The sequence below is a fragment of the uncultured Croceicoccus sp. genome, from assembly GCF_947496385.1.
GTDB lineage: Bacteria > Pseudomonadota > Alphaproteobacteria > Sphingomonadales > Sphingomonadaceae > Croceicoccus.
In genome coordinates this window covers 1-14,991 of sequence record NZ_CANMCP010000013.1, presented here as the reverse complement: position 1 = coordinate 14,991, position 14,991 = coordinate 1, and the positions used below count along the sequence as shown (strand labels likewise).

General features: G+C 64.2%; 9 protein-coding genes. All 9 read left to right on the top strand.

Going from position 1 to position 14,991, the window contains the following annotated elements:
- Positions 1–91 precede the first annotated feature (91 nt).
- The 9 genes from Q0897_RS14350 to Q0897_RS14310 all read left to right on the top strand — a co-directional run bounded on the left by Q0897_RS14350 (position 92) and on the right by Q0897_RS14310 (position 14,017).
- Complete coding sequence (locus Q0897_RS14350) at positions 92–1,678, top strand: amino acid permease (RefSeq protein WP_299310082.1); 1,587 nt, start codon at positions 92–94, stop codon at positions 1,676–1,678.
- Positions 1,679–2,232: 554 nt separating this feature from the next.
- Positions 2,233–3,330 carry an LLM class flavin-dependent oxidoreductase gene (locus Q0897_RS14345; protein ID WP_299310081.1) on the top strand — a complete coding sequence of 366 codons (1,098 nt, stop codon included), beginning with the start codon at positions 2,233–2,235 and terminating at the stop codon, positions 3,328–3,330.
- Positions 3,330–3,908, top strand: coding sequence for an NADPH-dependent FMN reductase (locus Q0897_RS14340; protein ID WP_299310080.1), 579 nt, complete (start codon positions 3,330–3,332; stop codon positions 3,906–3,908). Before Q0897_RS14345 ends, Q0897_RS14340 begins: the two co-directional genes overlap by 1 nt.
- A 109-nt stretch (positions 3,909–4,017) precedes the next feature.
- Positions 4,018–6,312 (top strand): TonB-dependent receptor, encoded by a 2,295-nt coding sequence (locus Q0897_RS14335; RefSeq protein ID WP_299310079.1) that lies wholly within the window; start codon positions 4,018–4,020, stop codon positions 6,310–6,312.
- A gap of 618 nt (positions 6,313–6,930) precedes the next feature.
- Positions 6,931–9,318, top strand: coding sequence for a glycoside hydrolase family 3 C-terminal domain-containing protein (locus tag Q0897_RS14330; RefSeq protein ID WP_299310078.1), 2,388 nt, complete (start codon positions 6,931–6,933; stop codon positions 9,316–9,318).
- 187 nt (positions 9,319–9,505) lie between these two features.
- The gene (locus Q0897_RS14325) at positions 9,506–10,621 is read left to right on the top strand and encodes a Gfo/Idh/MocA family oxidoreductase (protein ID WP_299310077.1); all 1,116 of its coding nucleotides are present in this window, start codon (positions 9,506–9,508) and stop codon (positions 10,619–10,621) included.
- Positions 10,622–10,636: 15 nt separating this feature from the next.
- Positions 10,637–11,692: a sugar phosphate isomerase/epimerase gene (locus Q0897_RS14320; protein ID WP_299310076.1), complete on the top strand. Its 1,056-nt coding sequence runs from the start codon at positions 10,637–10,639 to the stop codon at positions 11,690–11,692.
- Positions 11,685–12,326 (top strand): gluconate 2-dehydrogenase subunit 3 family protein, encoded by a 642-nt coding sequence (locus Q0897_RS14315; RefSeq protein ID WP_299310075.1) that lies wholly within the window; start codon positions 11,685–11,687, stop codon positions 12,324–12,326. Before Q0897_RS14320 ends, Q0897_RS14315 begins: the two co-directional genes overlap by 8 nt.
- Positions 12,327–12,337: 11 nt before the next feature.
- A complete protein-coding gene (locus Q0897_RS14310; RefSeq protein WP_299310074.1) occupies positions 12,338–14,017 on the top strand; it encodes a GMC family oxidoreductase in 1,680 nt (559 codons plus the stop codon).
- Positions 14,018–14,991 lie beyond the last annotated feature (974 nt).

Below are 14,991 nucleotides of genomic sequence, written 5' to 3'. Positions count from 1 at the left end.
GATTGTCGCGGTTCGAAAACCGGGTAAACAGGCGCGATGCAGGCTGGCAGGGCGGAGATGTTTCGCTGCGGGCCTGGGAGTTCAAGACCCGATGCTATTCGACAGGGTAAAGCCGCTCGACGCTATTCTCGCGACGGCTCAGAAGAAATCGTTAAAACGCACGCTCGGCCCGATACAGCTCATGTTGTTCGGGATCGGCTGCATCATCGGCACGGGCATTTTCGTGCTCACCGCCGCCGGCGCGCAGAAAGCGGGGCCGGGGCTGATGCTGGCTTTCGTGATTGCCGGGCTCGTCTGCGTGGTTGCCGCGCTCTGCTATGCCGAAATTGCCGCGATGATCCCGGTCGCGGGATCGGCCTACACTTATTCCTATGCGACGGTGGGCGAATTGCTGGCCTGGACCGTGGGGTGGGCGCTAATCCTCGAATATGCGATTGCCGCATCGGCGGTGTCGGTCGGATGGTCCGGCTATTTCAGCGGGACGATCCTGAACGAGTTTTTCGGAATACATCTGCCGCAATGGCTGGCGGCGGGGCCGCTGGCGCTGGGCGGGGAGCCGGGGGGATTCATCAACCTGCCCGCCATGTTCATCGCGCTGCTCATCACGGGCCTGCTGATGCTCGGCACGAGCGAGAGTGCGCGCGTCAATGCCGTGCTGGTCGCGATCAAGGTGACGGCGCTCACCATTTTCATCGCGCTTACGTTCACCAGCCCCGAATTCAATGTCGACCGGTTCAACCCGTTCCTGCCGGCGGGGTTGTTGGGGCCGGGCGGTTCGGGCGTCGGCGCGGTCGGCGCGGCGGCGACGATCTTCTTCGCCTATGTCGGGTTCGACGCGGTTTCCACCGCGGCCGAGGAAACCCGCAATCCGCAGCGCAACGTACCGATCGGGCTGGTCGGGTCGCTGCTGTTCTGTACCGTGTTCTACATCCTGGTGGCCGCGGGCGCGATCGGCACCATCGGCGGACAGCCGATCATGGGGCCGGGCGGCATCCCGTTCCCCGCAGGGTCCGAGGAGCTGGCCCGTCAATGCGCGCTGCCGCAACACGCCGCCGCGCTTGTCTGTTCGGACGAGGCGCTCGCCCATGTCCTGCGGCAAATCGGGTTTTCGGGCGTGGGCAACATGCTGGGTATTGCGGCGTTCCTCGCGCTGCCGTCGGTGATCCTCGTGCTGCTGTTCGCGCAGACGCGCATCTTCTTCGTGATGAGCCGTGACGGATTGCTGCCCGAGGTCTTGTCCAGGGTGCATCCGCGCTGGAACACGCCCTATGTCGTGACGGCGATTACCGGCGTCATTGTCGCCGTGGGCTCCGCATTTTTCCCGGTTGGCGCGCTTGCCGATATTGCGAACGCGGGCACGCTTTACGCGTTTTTGATGGTGGCGGTGGCGGTGATGATGCTGCGTCGCAGCGACCCCGAACGGCACCGGCATTTCCGTGTGCCGGCGCTCTGGCTCATCGGCCCGGCGACGATCGCGGGCTGCGCGTTCCTGTTCATCAATCTTCCGTCGGAGGCCATGCTGGTTCTGCCGGTATGGTCGGTGATCGGGCTGTTCCTGTATTTCGGGTACAGCCGCAGGCGCAGTGCGGTCGGCCGCGGCGTGATCGAGACGCATGAAACCGAATATGCCGATATGGCCCCGCATCTTCCCGGCGCGGACGAAGGGCACGAATCGTAAGCATGGCGGCGGCGTTCGGCGCGCCGCCCTTCGCTCCGGATCGTTGAGCGGGACGCAGGCCTTGCCACCCGGCAACGCGATGCGTCGCCGCGTGCGCTATCCCACCATGGCGTGCAGCATGCGCGCGAGCCTGCTCATACGATCGCGATAGGCCGCGCGGCACTCTCGCGGCGCTCGCCCGGTCGCGCCGATGAGGGAAGGGTGCGCGGCTCGGCACCGATTGCCGACGCGCGCGATTCCCCGATCCTGGGGTAGAACCCGGCGGCCAACGCTTTCGCAAATAGAAGCAGATCAATCCGGCCGTTACGTCGTCCGCGCGCGTACGCCCGAAGCGGCGAAATCGGCGCTGCTTTCTCAACGCTCCGGCTCGATTTCGGCTTCGCGCCATGGGCGCCCTGCACGGCGCGCCGCGTTCCGCCAGCGAGGCAATTTTCTCCATACCGGAACCGGGGCGCCGGGTTGACATGCGCAACAAAAGCATCAAAGGAATAAGAACCTCAATTCTAATTCGGGTTGATGGAGCCGTTATAATTTTTATGGGAAAGGATGGGAGCATGCGGTTCTCCGTATTTCTGAATGCGCGCGCGATGCGGCCGGAAGACGACCGAAAGCTTATCAAGGATCTGGAAAAGCACGCATTGAAGGCCCGCGATTGCGGCTTCGACGCGATTTTCATGCCTGATCACCATTTCAACGGCTACATGCCGATCGCGAGCGACAGCTTCATCTTTGCTGCCTATCTCGCCGCGCAGATGCCGGACATGCACTTCGGTTTCTCGGTCGTGTCGGTGCCCCTGCATCACCCCGTCCGCCTGGCCGAGCGTATCAATATCCTCGATCAGCTGACCGACGGGAAGCTGCTGGTCGGTGTCGGCAGCGGCACCACGCCGGAGGAAATGATAGGTCTCGGCGTCAATTACGCCGAATCGAAGGACGTCTCCGATCGCAATCTCGAGATTGCCGAGCAGCTCTGGGCCAAGGAGATGAACGACCCGGCGATCGAATTCGAAAACGGCCCGCATCGTGGCCGCGTGCTGCAACGCATCGCGCCGATCGCCTATACCAAGGGGCACGCCCCGCTCATGCCCGTCGCCATGAAGGAGGCGAGCACGCGCCGCGCCGGCGAAAACGGCTGGCCGGCGTTCATTCCGGCGTTCACGCCGCCGCAGATCGGCGGCACCGAACCGTTCAAGCATGTTCACAAATATTTCACCGCCTACAAGGATATCCTGACCTCTTCGGGTCATGACAAGGCGACGATCAACCGCGCGCTGGGCTGGACCACCCACACGTATCAGTGCGTTCACGTCGCCGAGACGGACGAGCAGGCCCGCGAGGAACTCGAGGTCATCCTGCGCGCATATCAGGATGCGATCGAACGCGAGGCGGAATTCAACGCGCGCGCCGAAAGCGACGATGCGAACAAGAAGACCGACCGCACCCCCAACGCCCTGACCGAGGACTGGATCGGGACGTGGTGCCTGTATGGCTCGCCCGAAACGGTGGTGGAGCATCTGCGTCCCTATCGCGATCTCGGCATCGGCAACATCCTCTGCGGAACGCTGACCGGCCCGCTGACGGAGGAGAAGCTGCGCCTCGGCAACCAGACGCTCGACCTGTTGTCGACGCGCGTCATGCCGGAGCTGAAATAATGGCGCGTCAGCCGCGTATCGTCGGCATCGGCGGAACGCAGCGCCCCCGTTCGAGCACTGAACTCCTCGTGAGTTCGGTGCTCGACATCTGTGCCTCGCACGGGGCGCATGTCGAACTGTTCGGAGGCGAACGCCTTGCGGCGCTGCCCCATTTCGATCCTTATCAGCCGGAGCGGACCGAGGGGGAAAAGGAACTGGTCGAGGCGGTCCGGCGGGCCGACGGCATCGTCATCGCCTCGCCAAGCTATCACGGCGGCGTTTCGGGGCTGATCAAGAACGCGATCGACCTGCTGGAGGATCTGCGGGAGGATGAGCGGCCTTATTTCGACGGGCGCCCCGTCGGGCTGCTCGTGTCCGCGGCGGGTTGGCAGGCGGGCGGGGTGACGCTCGCCGCGCTGCGGGGAATCATCCACGCAATGCGGGGCTGGCCGACGCCGATGGGAATCGCGATCAATTCGATCGAACAGAAGCCTTTTGCCGAGGACGGAAGCGTCAGCGACCCGCAGATTGCGGCGCAATTCGACGCGATGGCCAAGCAGCTCGCCATTGGTTGCGTCGGCCTCAGCCGGATGGATTGACAATCCGTAAACTATAACTAGAAGGCCAATTCTAATTAATGGTTACCCGCCAATGGCGGTTGTTTCTGGGAGAGTATAAATGCGAATTTCACGGGTCAATCGTACCCTCATGAGCGGCTGTGCGCTGTTTGCTGTGGCAGGCCCGGCACTGGCTCAGGATGCGATTCCTGGTGCCGAGTCCGATCCCGGCGTTGACGCCAATGTGATCATCGTGACGGCGCAGAATCGTTCGCAGAACGTGCAGGACGTTCCCATCGCGATCGACGTCTTCGGCGACGACGCGATCGAGGATGCCGGCATCACCGATTTTCAGGATCTGACTCGCATCGCGCCGGTCCTCAACATCACGCAGGACGCGAACAACACCCGCGTCGCGGTCCGCGGCGTCGGCACCAATTCGAACGACGAAGCGCAGGATCAGTCCGTCGCGATCAACATCGACGGTGAGTATATCAACCGTCCCAACGTGCTGAACCTCGCCCTGTTCGACATTGAGCGGATCGAGGTCCTGCGCGGGCCGCAGGGCACGCTTTATGGCCGCAACGCGACCGGCGGCGCGATCAATTTCATCACGCGCAAGGCGGGGACCGAATTCGGCGCCGACGTCAACGCCACCTATGGCAATTACAACCATGTGAAGGTCGAGGGCGGCGTGGATCTTCCGCTCGGCGAGATTGCCGGGCTGCGCGTCTCGGGTCTTTACAACAAGCGTGACGGCTATTTCTTCCACCCGAACCGGGCGGCTGCAGGCAATGACCGCGTCCGCAGCGGTACGGCCGACAATCTGGGTGCGCGCGCCACGTTGAGCATCCTGCCGACCGATCGTCTGACCATTGACGTGTCGGGCGAATATGTCCGCAATCGGAACATCGTGCCGGCCTTCGCGTCCTTCGATTTCAACGCGCCGGGCAACGGGCCGGGCGCCGATTGTTCGCAGAACGGTTTCGAAGATGCCGCGCCGCTGATTCCGGGCGGGCAATGCATCCCCACGCGCACCGAGGTTCAGGACGCGTTCGGTGACCGTTCCAACTATGACGGCCCGCTCCCGCAGATCCCGCTCAATGAGAATAAGCAGGACAGCTACGCGGCGCGCGCGAACGTCGAATATGACCTTGGCGGTGCGACGCTGACCTATCTGGGCGGGTATCGCCGGACGGATCAGGATGCCGACCTTTCGCTGCCGAACTATGTCTTCTTCGAATTCGGCAACCGGACCGAAACGCAGAGCCACGAATTGCGCGTGGGCGGCGAAACCGGCGCATTGACCTATCAGGGCGGCGTGTTCTTCTACAGGGAAGAGCTGAGTCTGGCTCGCGGTCTGTTCAGCCCGTTCATCGCGCCCAACGGCAGCTTCATCAACTCGTTCACCCGTGATGCCACGTCGAAGAGCTACGCCGGTTTCGGTCAGGCCGAATATGCCGTGACCGATCAGATCACGGTCGTGGGCGGCCTGCGCTACACCATCGACCGGCGCGACGGCGTTTACGGCAATTATGGTTTCCGCTTCAACACCGGGCCTGTCGCTCCCGAAGGTCCGCCGCCGTCGATCATCGACCTGAAGCAGGACAACGAGAAGCTGACCTGGCTGGCGGGCGTGAACTACAAGCCCAATCTGGACACGCTGCTCTATGCGAAGGTTTCGACCGGCTACAAGGCTGGCGGCTTCGACAGCGTCGGGCAGTATGCACCGGAAACCAACACCGCCTACGAAGCCGGTGCGAAGCTTGGGCTCGGCCCGGTCGGCGAGCATACCATCAATGCCGCTGGCTTTTACTACGACTACAAGGATTTGCAGACCGCCGTCCTTCTCGATCCGAGCGTGGGTCAGCGGGTCTTCAACGCCGGTGCCGCGACCATCTGGGGCATCGAGGTCGAAGGCAGCTTCGAGCTTAGCCCGCGTGATTTCTTCAGCGCGTCGTTCAACTATCTGAACGCACAATATGACGAGCTGCTCGCCTCCTACGCGGTCCTGGACACGGTCAATCCGGGCAATAACGGTCTTGCCGATCTCGACCCCGGTCCGGGCGTCTCGCCGCCGAACCTCGCCGGCAATACCCTGCCGCAATCGCCGGACGTGACGATCACGCTGGGCTACGACCACATCTTCGATCTGGGCACGTCGGGCACGGTTACGGCCAGCGCGTTCTCCCGCTTCAAGAGCGCCTATTTCCTCGACATCTTCAATTACCGGTCGAGCAAGCAGGACGCCTTCACGCAGACCGATCTCAGCCTGAAGTATCAGCCGGACAGCGAGATGTGGAGCATTCAGGGTTTCGTGCGCAATCTGGAAGACGCGCAGCCGCTGGCCTATGCCTCGTTCGTTTCGGCCGGGCCTGACGACAATTTCAACCTCACCTTCGGTGCACCGCGCACCTATGGCGTGCGGGTCGGCGTCGAATTCTGATCGCAGAAGGTCGCCTTCCTTCGGGCAGGCGGCATTGCGAGGGCAATCGGAGCCGCTTCGACCCTTCGTGAGATTGCAACGCGCGCGCTCCTTTCTGGAGGGCGCGCGTCTGCGTGCGGGGCGCGATGGCACGCTGTCTGACGTCCGGTTTTGCCGGACGGCGGACGGTGGCCAGCTTGACCGCCCGTCAATTTTATATAGAATGCCAATTCTAATTAAGAATGGTGGCATGCGCGGTGCACGCAAGGTTTCCGATGCGGCACACAGCGCGGCCATTGCGCATGGCGCGCGGGGAGGGTGAACGATGGCGATCGAGCGGGGCGTGAGCCGTCATTCCTGTCGGCATGAAACCTTTGCGGGTGAAATGGACCCTGCCGCCTGCTTTCGCGTATCGACATCCTGTTCGAAAATGCCGTCCTCGACATCGATGAAATGGACCCGGTCCATCCCGATCGCCGGAACCTTGGTGAGACGGCGGCGACCATCGCGCCCATCAACGGCGGCGTCGATGGCGGGGAAGCCTGCGATGAATTTCGGCGTGCAAATGCGCGTCCTACCCTCCGTTCGTGCGTACGGCCACGGACACCAAACAACACGTAATGGGAGCCTTAGCGCGACATGGTTGATCTGAAACTCGAAGATGCCGCCGCGCTCACCGCCGGCGGTACGATGTGGTCGAGCGTTGCGGTGCCGTCTGCCGACATCGTAGCCTTCGCGATGAGCGATGGCCCGATGGGCATCGCCAGCGGCAAGGTGGACGAGCGTGATATTGCCCGGCTCAGCCCGTGCGCCACCTTGCTAGGCGCGAGCTGGGACCGTGATCTTGTCCGTCGCATCGGCGCGCTGGTCGGGCAGGAAGCGGTCGAGCGCGAGGTCGATGCGGTGCTCGCCCCCAATATCAACCTCGCGCGCAGCCCGCTTGCCGGGCGGGCGTTCGAATATTTCTCCGAGGATCCGCTGTTGACCGGCATTCTCGGCGGCTGCTGGATCGCGGGGTTGCAGTCCACCGGGACCGCATCCGTCGCCAAGCATCTGGTCTGCAACGATAGCGAGACCGCGCGCGACACCGTCGATATTCAGATCGATGAACGCACCTTGCGCGAAATCTACCTGCTGCCGTTCGAATATGCCGCCGATGCGGGCTGTTTCGGGATGCTGGCCGCCTATAACCGGGTGAACGGCGATTATTGCGCCGAACAATATCACGTCATGACCGAGATCGTGAAGGGCGACTGGAATTACCGCGGGGCGATCATGTCGGACTGGTTCGGGACGCATTCGACCGCGCCGACGCTCAACGCCGGTCTCGATCTGGAGATGCCGGGCCCGTTCCGCTTTCTCGGGCCGAAGGCGGCGGAGGCCGTGGCCGCAGGCGACGTGCCGCAATCGCGCGTCGACGATGCCGCCGCGCGTGTCGCCGGCCTCGCGAAAAATGCGACGGGGGCAAAATCGCGCCCCTATACCGATGCCGAGGCGCGTAGCCTTCTCGCCGAGGCGGCGGCGGCGGGTTTCGTCCTGCTCAAGAACGAGGGCGATATCCTCCCGCTCGCCCCCGCGAAGGCCGGGACCGTCGCGATCATCGGCCCGAATGCGGCCGCCCCCTGTTTCCAGGGCGGCACCTTTGCCAAGATTTCGGTCCGGCCCGATCTCCCCACGCCCGAGCAGACGGTCCGTGCGCGGTATGAAAAGGACGCTACCGTCCTGTTCGCACCCGGTGTCGATCCGGCGCCGCGCCTGCCGTTCATGGCGGTCAGCCCGGCGCAGGATATCGGCGACGGCTGCACGAGCGGCATGACGCTCGAATATTTCGCGTCGTCCGATTGCAGCGGCACGCCGATGACCCGGGAAACGCGCGATACCAATTCGCTGGTCTGGTTCACCGGCATGCACGATCAGGCCGATTTCGCCAATGGCGGGTCGATCCGCGCATCGGGTATCTATCGCGCGGCGAAGGACGGGGCGCACGCGTTCCACCTCGGCGCGACGGGCAAGGCCCGGATGTTCGTCGATGGCGAGGAAATCGTGGCGACCACCGAAACGCCGCCGGGCGACACGATGGGCGTGCTGAAATCCGGGGACAGCGAGAGCACGTCGGTCACCCTGACAAAGGGGCAGTCGGTCGAAATCGTCGTCGAATTCCCGTTCGAGGCCGCGCGCGTCCACGGGCTTTGGTATGGCGTCCGCGAACCGGGCAGCGTGGAGCAAATGCTGAGCGAGGCGGAGGACACCGCGGCGCGGGCCGATACGGTGTTCCTGTTCGTGGGCGAAACCTCCGACAGCTCGGTCGAAAGCAAGGACCGCAAGGATACGCTGCTGCCCGAATTGCAGCTCCGGCTGATCGAGCGGGTGTCGGCGGCCAATCCGCGCACGGTGGTCATCGCCAATGTCGGCCATGCCTATGATGCGAGCTGGGAAGACGGGGCCGCGGCCCATCTTGCCGTGTGGTATCCGGGCGAAGGGTTCGCCGATGCAATCGCCGCGGTGCTGGCCGGCGATGTCGAGCCGGGCGGCCGGATGCCCGTCTCCATCGCGCAGAGCGAGGCGGATTATCCCGCGCTCGGGCTCCAGCCGGACGCGGATGGCAAGCTCGCCTATGACGACGGCACGCGGGTCGGCTATCGCGGCATCATCGGCGCGGGCAAGCGGGCGCGCCACACGCTCGGCGCGGGGCAGGGCTATGCCCGCTTCGACTGGCACGATGCGCGGGCGGAGGATGGCGGTCTCTCGCTGCGTCTGTCCAACACGCACGACCGCGCGGGCAGCGAGGTCGTCCAGGTCTACAGGGATGCGCCCGAGACCGCATTGGTCGGTTTTGCCAAGATCATGCTCGACCCCGGTGAGGAAGGGCGGGTGACCGTGCCGCTGACGCGCCGTGCCTTCGCATCGTGGCAGGACGATGGCTGGCGCTATCCCGAGGGCGAATGCAAGGTTCGCGTGGCGCGTCACGCAGAAGACGACGGCATTTCGCTGACACTCGACATCGGCGCATTGCCGCCGGGACTCTGACCGGAACGGACATGGGGGCGGGGCCTTGCGGCTTCGCCCCTCATGCATTTTCCGGGCCGCGATACCCGCGCGCGTTTCCGTGCGGGGCGGTCGCGACCGTGCGTGCGCGCCCCGCGCGGCAGGGGTTGCCTTTGCCCAGCATTCAAAATAGAACTGCCATTACAAAATGGGATGGGAGAGCATTTCAGTGACACGCCTCAGAATGGGCATGGTAGGTGGCGGGCCGGGTGCCTTCATCGGCCCGGTTCACCGCATCGCGGCGGAACTCGACCGCGAGATCGAGCTGGTCGCCGGCGCCTTTTCGAGCGATGCGGGCCGCAGCCGCGAGGCCGCCGAAACCTACGGCATCGACCCCGCGCGCGGCTATCCCGATCTTGAAACCATGCTCGCCGCCGAAAAGGCGCGCGCCGACGGTATCGATTTCGTGTCGATCGTGACGCCCAATCACAACCATCTCCCCTCCGCGCGCGCGGCGCTGCGCGCCGGCATACCGGTCATGAGCGACAAGCCGATGACCGCCACGCTGGCAGAGGCGCGCGAACTGGCCGAAACCGTGCGCGATGCGGGGCTGCCCTATGGCCTGACCTTCACCTACACCGGCTATCCGCTGGTCCGCGAGATGCGGGAGCGGATCGCCGCCGGCGCGCTCGGCGCGCTGAGGAAGGTCGTCGTCGAATATCCGCAAGGGTGGCTGGCCGGAGAGGCCACGGGAAAGCAGGCCGAGTGGCGGGTCGATCCCGACAAGGCGGGGGCCGGCGGGTGCATCGGCGATATTGGCGTGCATGCGTTCAACCTCGCCGAATTCGTGACGGGCCGCGCGGTGACCGAGGTTCTTCCCGATCTCGGTGCGGTGGTTCCGGGCCGGGCGCTCGATGACGATTGCACCGTGCTTCTGCGCCTCGAAGGCGGGATGCGCGGCGTGCTGCTCGCCAGCCAGATCGAGGTCGGCGAGCTCAACGGCCTGCGCATCCGCGTTTACGGGGAGGCGGGCGGCATGGTCTGGCATCAGGAAACGCCGAACAGCGTCCTGTTTCACAAGCTCGACGGGACGACGCAGCTGTTGCGCGCGGGCGACCCCACGCTCGGCGCCGAAGCGACGCGGCTGACGCGGATTCCCGGCGGACATCCCGAAGGCTATCTGGAATCCTTCGCCAATCTCTACCGCGATTTCGCGACGATCCTGCGCGGCGGAGAGGCTCCGTTCCTGCCGGGGCTGGAGGATGGGCTGCGGTCGATGCAATTCATCGACACCTGCGTGCGCGCCAACGCGGCGAGTGCGGGCTGGGCGAAACTCACGGACTGAAATGGACACGACATCATGAAAACGATCAAGGGACCGGCGATCTTCCTCGCGCAGTTCGCGGGCGACGCAGCGCCGTTCAATTCGCTCGACACCATTTGCGAATGGGCGGCCGGCCTCGGTTACGAAGGGGTGCAGATCCCCACGTTCGAAACCCGGCTGTTCGACCTCGACAAGGCGGCGGAAAGCAAGGATTATTGCGACGAAATCGCGGGCACGGTGAAGCAGCACGGCCTGTCGATCACCGAATTGTCGACGCATCTTCAAGGACAGCTCGTCGCGGTGCATCCCGCCTATGACGCGGCATTCGACGGTTTTGCCGCCGAGCACGTGCGCGGCAATCCCAAGGCGCGGCAGGAATGGGCCGTCGATCAGGTCAAGAAAGCCGCCGTGGTGAGCCAGCGGCTCGGGCTGGACCGGCATGCGACCTTTTCCGGCGCGCTGGCGTGGCCCTATCTCTATCCCTGGCCGCAGCGTCCCGCCGGCCTTGTCGAGGATGCGTTCGAGGAGCTGGCGCGTCGCTGGCGCCCCATTCTCGACCATTTTGACGAGCACGGTGTCGATGTCGCCTATGAAATCCATCCGGGCGAGGATCTGCACGACGGGATCACGTTCGAGATGTTCCTCGACCGTGTAGGAGGCCATTCGCGCGCAAACATCCTCTACGATCCGAGCCATTTCGTGCTGCAGCAGCTCGACTATCTCGATTTCATCGACATCTACCGCGAGCGGATCCGGTGCTTCCACGTGAAGGACGCCGAATTCAATCCGACCGGGCGGCAGGGTGTCTATGGCGGCTATCAAAGCTGGGTCGACCGGGCGGGACGGTTCCGTTCGCTCGGCGACGGGCAAGTCGATTTCAAGGCGATCTTCTCCAAGATGGCGGAGAACGATTTCGATGGCTGGGCCGTGCTCGAATGGGAATGCGCGCTCAAACATCCGGAGCAGGGTGCGGCAGAGGGTGCGCCTTTCATCCGCGACCATATCATCCGGGTCACCGAGCATGCGTTCGACGATTTCGCCAAGGGCGGCGCGGATCGCGACCTGAACAAGCGGATCATGGGAATTGACTGATACGAGCACGCAGAAGACGGGCTGGGACCGTCGCGATTTTCTCGGCGGGGCGGCATTGCTCGCGCTCGCGATCGGGGTTCCGGTGGCCGCCGTCTCATTGTCCGACCTGGATGAGAAAGACGCGCCTTCGGAGCGTCAGCGCACGATGATGACGCAGGTCAGCCAGGCCGTGCTCCCCCGCACGGACACGGCCGGTGCGGGCGAGGTCGGCACCGGCGATTTCGTTATCCTGGCGCTCGCGCACGGGCTGGACGGGACGCGCGAACCGGCGGGATCGGCCGAAATGCCGTGGGCGTTTCCGGAATATCGCCGGCGCGACGGCAGCCTGCGTTACGTGAGCTGGCTCGAGCACGAGCTGGATCGCCGGGCGAACGGCGATTTTGTCCGCCGCTCGCCGCGCGACCATATCCGCATCCTGACCGAGCTCGACAAGGAAGCCTTTGCCGAGGGGAACGATACGCATCCCTGGCGCAAGGTGAAGGGGTTGATCCTGACCGGATATTACACATCGCAGGTCGGCGGATCGGAGGAGTTGCGTTTTGAGCTGGTGCCGGGACGCTACGATTCTTCCCTTCCCATGGGCCCCGATACGCGCAGCTGGTCGAGTGACTGGACTGCGGTGGAGTTTGGATGATGAGTGAAGCCATGCAATTCGACGCGATCGTCGTCGGCTCGGGAATTTCGGGTGGCTGGGCGGCGAAGGAGCTGACCGAGGCGGGGCTGAAGGTGTTGATGCTGGAGCGCGGGCAGGACATCCCGCACCAGACCGGCTATGAAACCGAGATGAAGACGCCGTGGGAAATGCCGTTTCGCGGAAGCGGCGATGCCGAGCGGTGGGCGCGCGACCACCCGGTGCAGATGCTGAACCGGCATTTCACGGAATACACCGAAAACCACTTCGTGAACGACCGCGAAAATCCCTATCAAACGGGCGCCTCGACCGACTTCAACTGGTTCCGAAGCTATAACCTCGGTGGCCGTTCGCTGACCTGGGGGCGGCAGAGCTATCGCTGGTCCGATTACGATTTCGGCGCGAACAAGCGTGACGGGAATGGCACCGACTGGCCGTTGCGCTATGCCGATCTCGCCCCGTGGTACGACAAGGCGGAGGAATTCATCGGCGTGTCCGGCGCGGCGGAAGGCTTGCCGCAATTGCCCGACGGCAAGTTCCTGCCTCCGTGGGATCTGAACCCGGTGGAGCAGGCCGCGCGCGAGCGTATCCGTTCGCGCTGGTCCGACCGCGTGCTCACCATCGGGCGTACCGCAAATCTCACCCGGCCGATCAATGGTCGGGGACAGTGTCAGGCGCGTTCGATCTGCGCGCGCGGATGCTCCTATGGCGCGTATTTCTCCACGCAGTCGAGCACGCTGCCCGCGGCGCAGGCGACCGGCAATCTTACGCTCGTCACCGATGCGGTGGTCGAACGCGTCGATTACGATGCGGCGCGGGGCCGCGTGACCGGCGTGCGCTGGGTCAATCGCAAGGATGGCACCCGGACGAGCGCCACGGCGCGCATGGTGTTCCTCAACGCCGGGAGCTTCAACTCGGTTCACCTGATGCTCAATTCCGCGAACGAGGCGATGCCGAACGGTCTCGCCAATTCGAGCGGAGTTCTCGGCACGCATATCATGGACCACGCCAGCACGCTTTCGGCGATGGCGATCATGCCGGGGTTCGAGAACGTGACGACCTTCGGCAACCGTCCGACGGGCGTGGTGATCGCACGGTATCGCAACATGGACGACATGGACGGGGTGGGCCACACCCGCGGTTACTCGTATCAGGGCGGCGCGCTGCAATCGGGCTGGACCCGGGGCAAGCGCGAGGCCGGGGTGGGCACGGCGTACAAGGAATCGCTGCAACCGCCCGGGCCGTGGCAGGTCGTGCTGGTGGCGTTTGCGGATTGCGTGCCGCGCGCGACGAACCGGTTGACGCTCCACCCCACGCAGACCGATGCGCATGGCATTCCGCAGCTCAAGATCGACTTTGCGTTCGGTGCGGAAGAGCTTGCCGCGCTCGCGCAGGCGAAAGAGGATGCGGCACAGATGCTCACCCAGGCGGGCGGGCATGTCGTCATGGGATTCGACCGTCCGGGTGCGGGCGGAAGCGCGATCCACGAAATGGGCGGGGCGCGCATGGGCTGGGATCCGGCGACAAGCGTGCTCAACCGTTTCAGCCAGGCGCACGATATCCCCAACCTGTTCGTGACCGACGGCGCGCAGATGAGCTCGTCCGCGTGTCAGAATCCCTCGCTGACCTACATGGCGCTGACTGCGCGTGCGGCGGACCACGCGGTCGGACTTTTGAAGCAGGGCCTGATATAAAACACAGGGCCGCCGGTTCGTGGGGATCGGCGGCCCTGGTTCTCGGGCATGCAGCTGTTCGCGCGTCAGGATTGACGATCTGCGCATCGATCCGGTCGGCGCGTTGATCTTCGCCGCGGGCTTCGGCGGGCTGTTCAATGCCCCGTAGCCCGGCGTATTGGGCGCTTTCGTGGTACGCAAAAATCGCGTCATCTGCGATTGTCGTCTCTGGCTGTGATCGCGCGCGGCGGGGCCGGGCATAGAGCTCCCACGCCATTATCGAGCCTGCATTTTGCGACATCCAGACGTTCCGCGGGGGCGTACCCTCGGCAATCTGCTTCGCCATGGCCGGCATGGGATGCCTGCTCGTTTTTGCCATCTAGCAACAGCAGGGGGTGTGGCTGAGTGCGCTTCAGACTGTTCTTGTCCTTATTCCTTTCGGCGCAGGGGTGATGGTCGGCATCGGGGTCCTCGTTCCACGTCTTCTGCCATCCTCCGGGAAAAACCGCCCGGCTGCTCGGCATCGCCGTCGTCGGTACGGCCTATTATTCGGTTGGCGGAGACAGAACGAAGGCGAGATCGGTGGGGCCGGCGCCCGCCAAGATCGCGATTGCCCTGGCATTCCTTTCGCGTGACATGCGCCCTGATAATTCGGCCGAGATTTTTGCAAAGCGTCACGGCGCGCGGCATTGACGCTTGGCGGTTCTTTAATTAGAAATCACATTCTAATAATATGACGGGGGAAAGGGGCTTTGAACGGCGAGGGGAAGGACCGGATCGATCCGGTGCCACACCCCGTCCGTTGCTTCCCATTCCCTCCTATACATTGCCGTCGTGTCCTCGCGATGCGGCGATAGTTTGAACCCCTGGCACGCGCGACGACCCCGTTCGCCGCGCCCCCCGCAGAGAGGAATTGCCCATGACCGCCCGTGTTACCGAGATTCGCTATGTCGGATACGGCACCAGCGATTTTGCCGCGGAGCGCGCGTTTTATG

What these genes read in the sequence shown, in the direction of transcription:
- Q0897_RS14350 (WP_299310082.1), top strand. Translation starts at nt 92, where the DNA reads ATGCTATTCGACAGGGTAAAGCCGCTCGACGCTATTCTCGCGACGGCT.
- Q0897_RS14345 (WP_299310081.1), top strand. Translation starts at nt 2,233, where the DNA reads ATGCGGTTCTCCGTATTTCTGAATGCGCGCGCGATGCGGCCGGAAGAC.
- Q0897_RS14340 (WP_299310080.1), top strand. Translation starts at nt 3,330, where the DNA reads ATGGCGCGTCAGCCGCGTATCGTCGGCATCGGCGGAACGCAGCGCCCC.
- Q0897_RS14335 (WP_299310079.1), top strand. Translation starts at nt 4,018, where the DNA reads ATGAGCGGCTGTGCGCTGTTTGCTGTGGCAGGCCCGGCACTGGCTCAG.
- Q0897_RS14330 (WP_299310078.1), top strand. Translation starts at nt 6,931, where the DNA reads ATGGTTGATCTGAAACTCGAAGATGCCGCCGCGCTCACCGCCGGCGGT.
- Q0897_RS14320 (WP_299310076.1), top strand. Translation starts at nt 10,637, where the DNA reads ATGAAAACGATCAAGGGACCGGCGATCTTCCTCGCGCAGTTCGCGGGC.
- Q0897_RS14310 (WP_299310074.1), top strand. Translation starts at nt 12,338, where the DNA reads ATGCAATTCGACGCGATCGTCGTCGGCTCGGGAATTTCGGGTGGCTGG.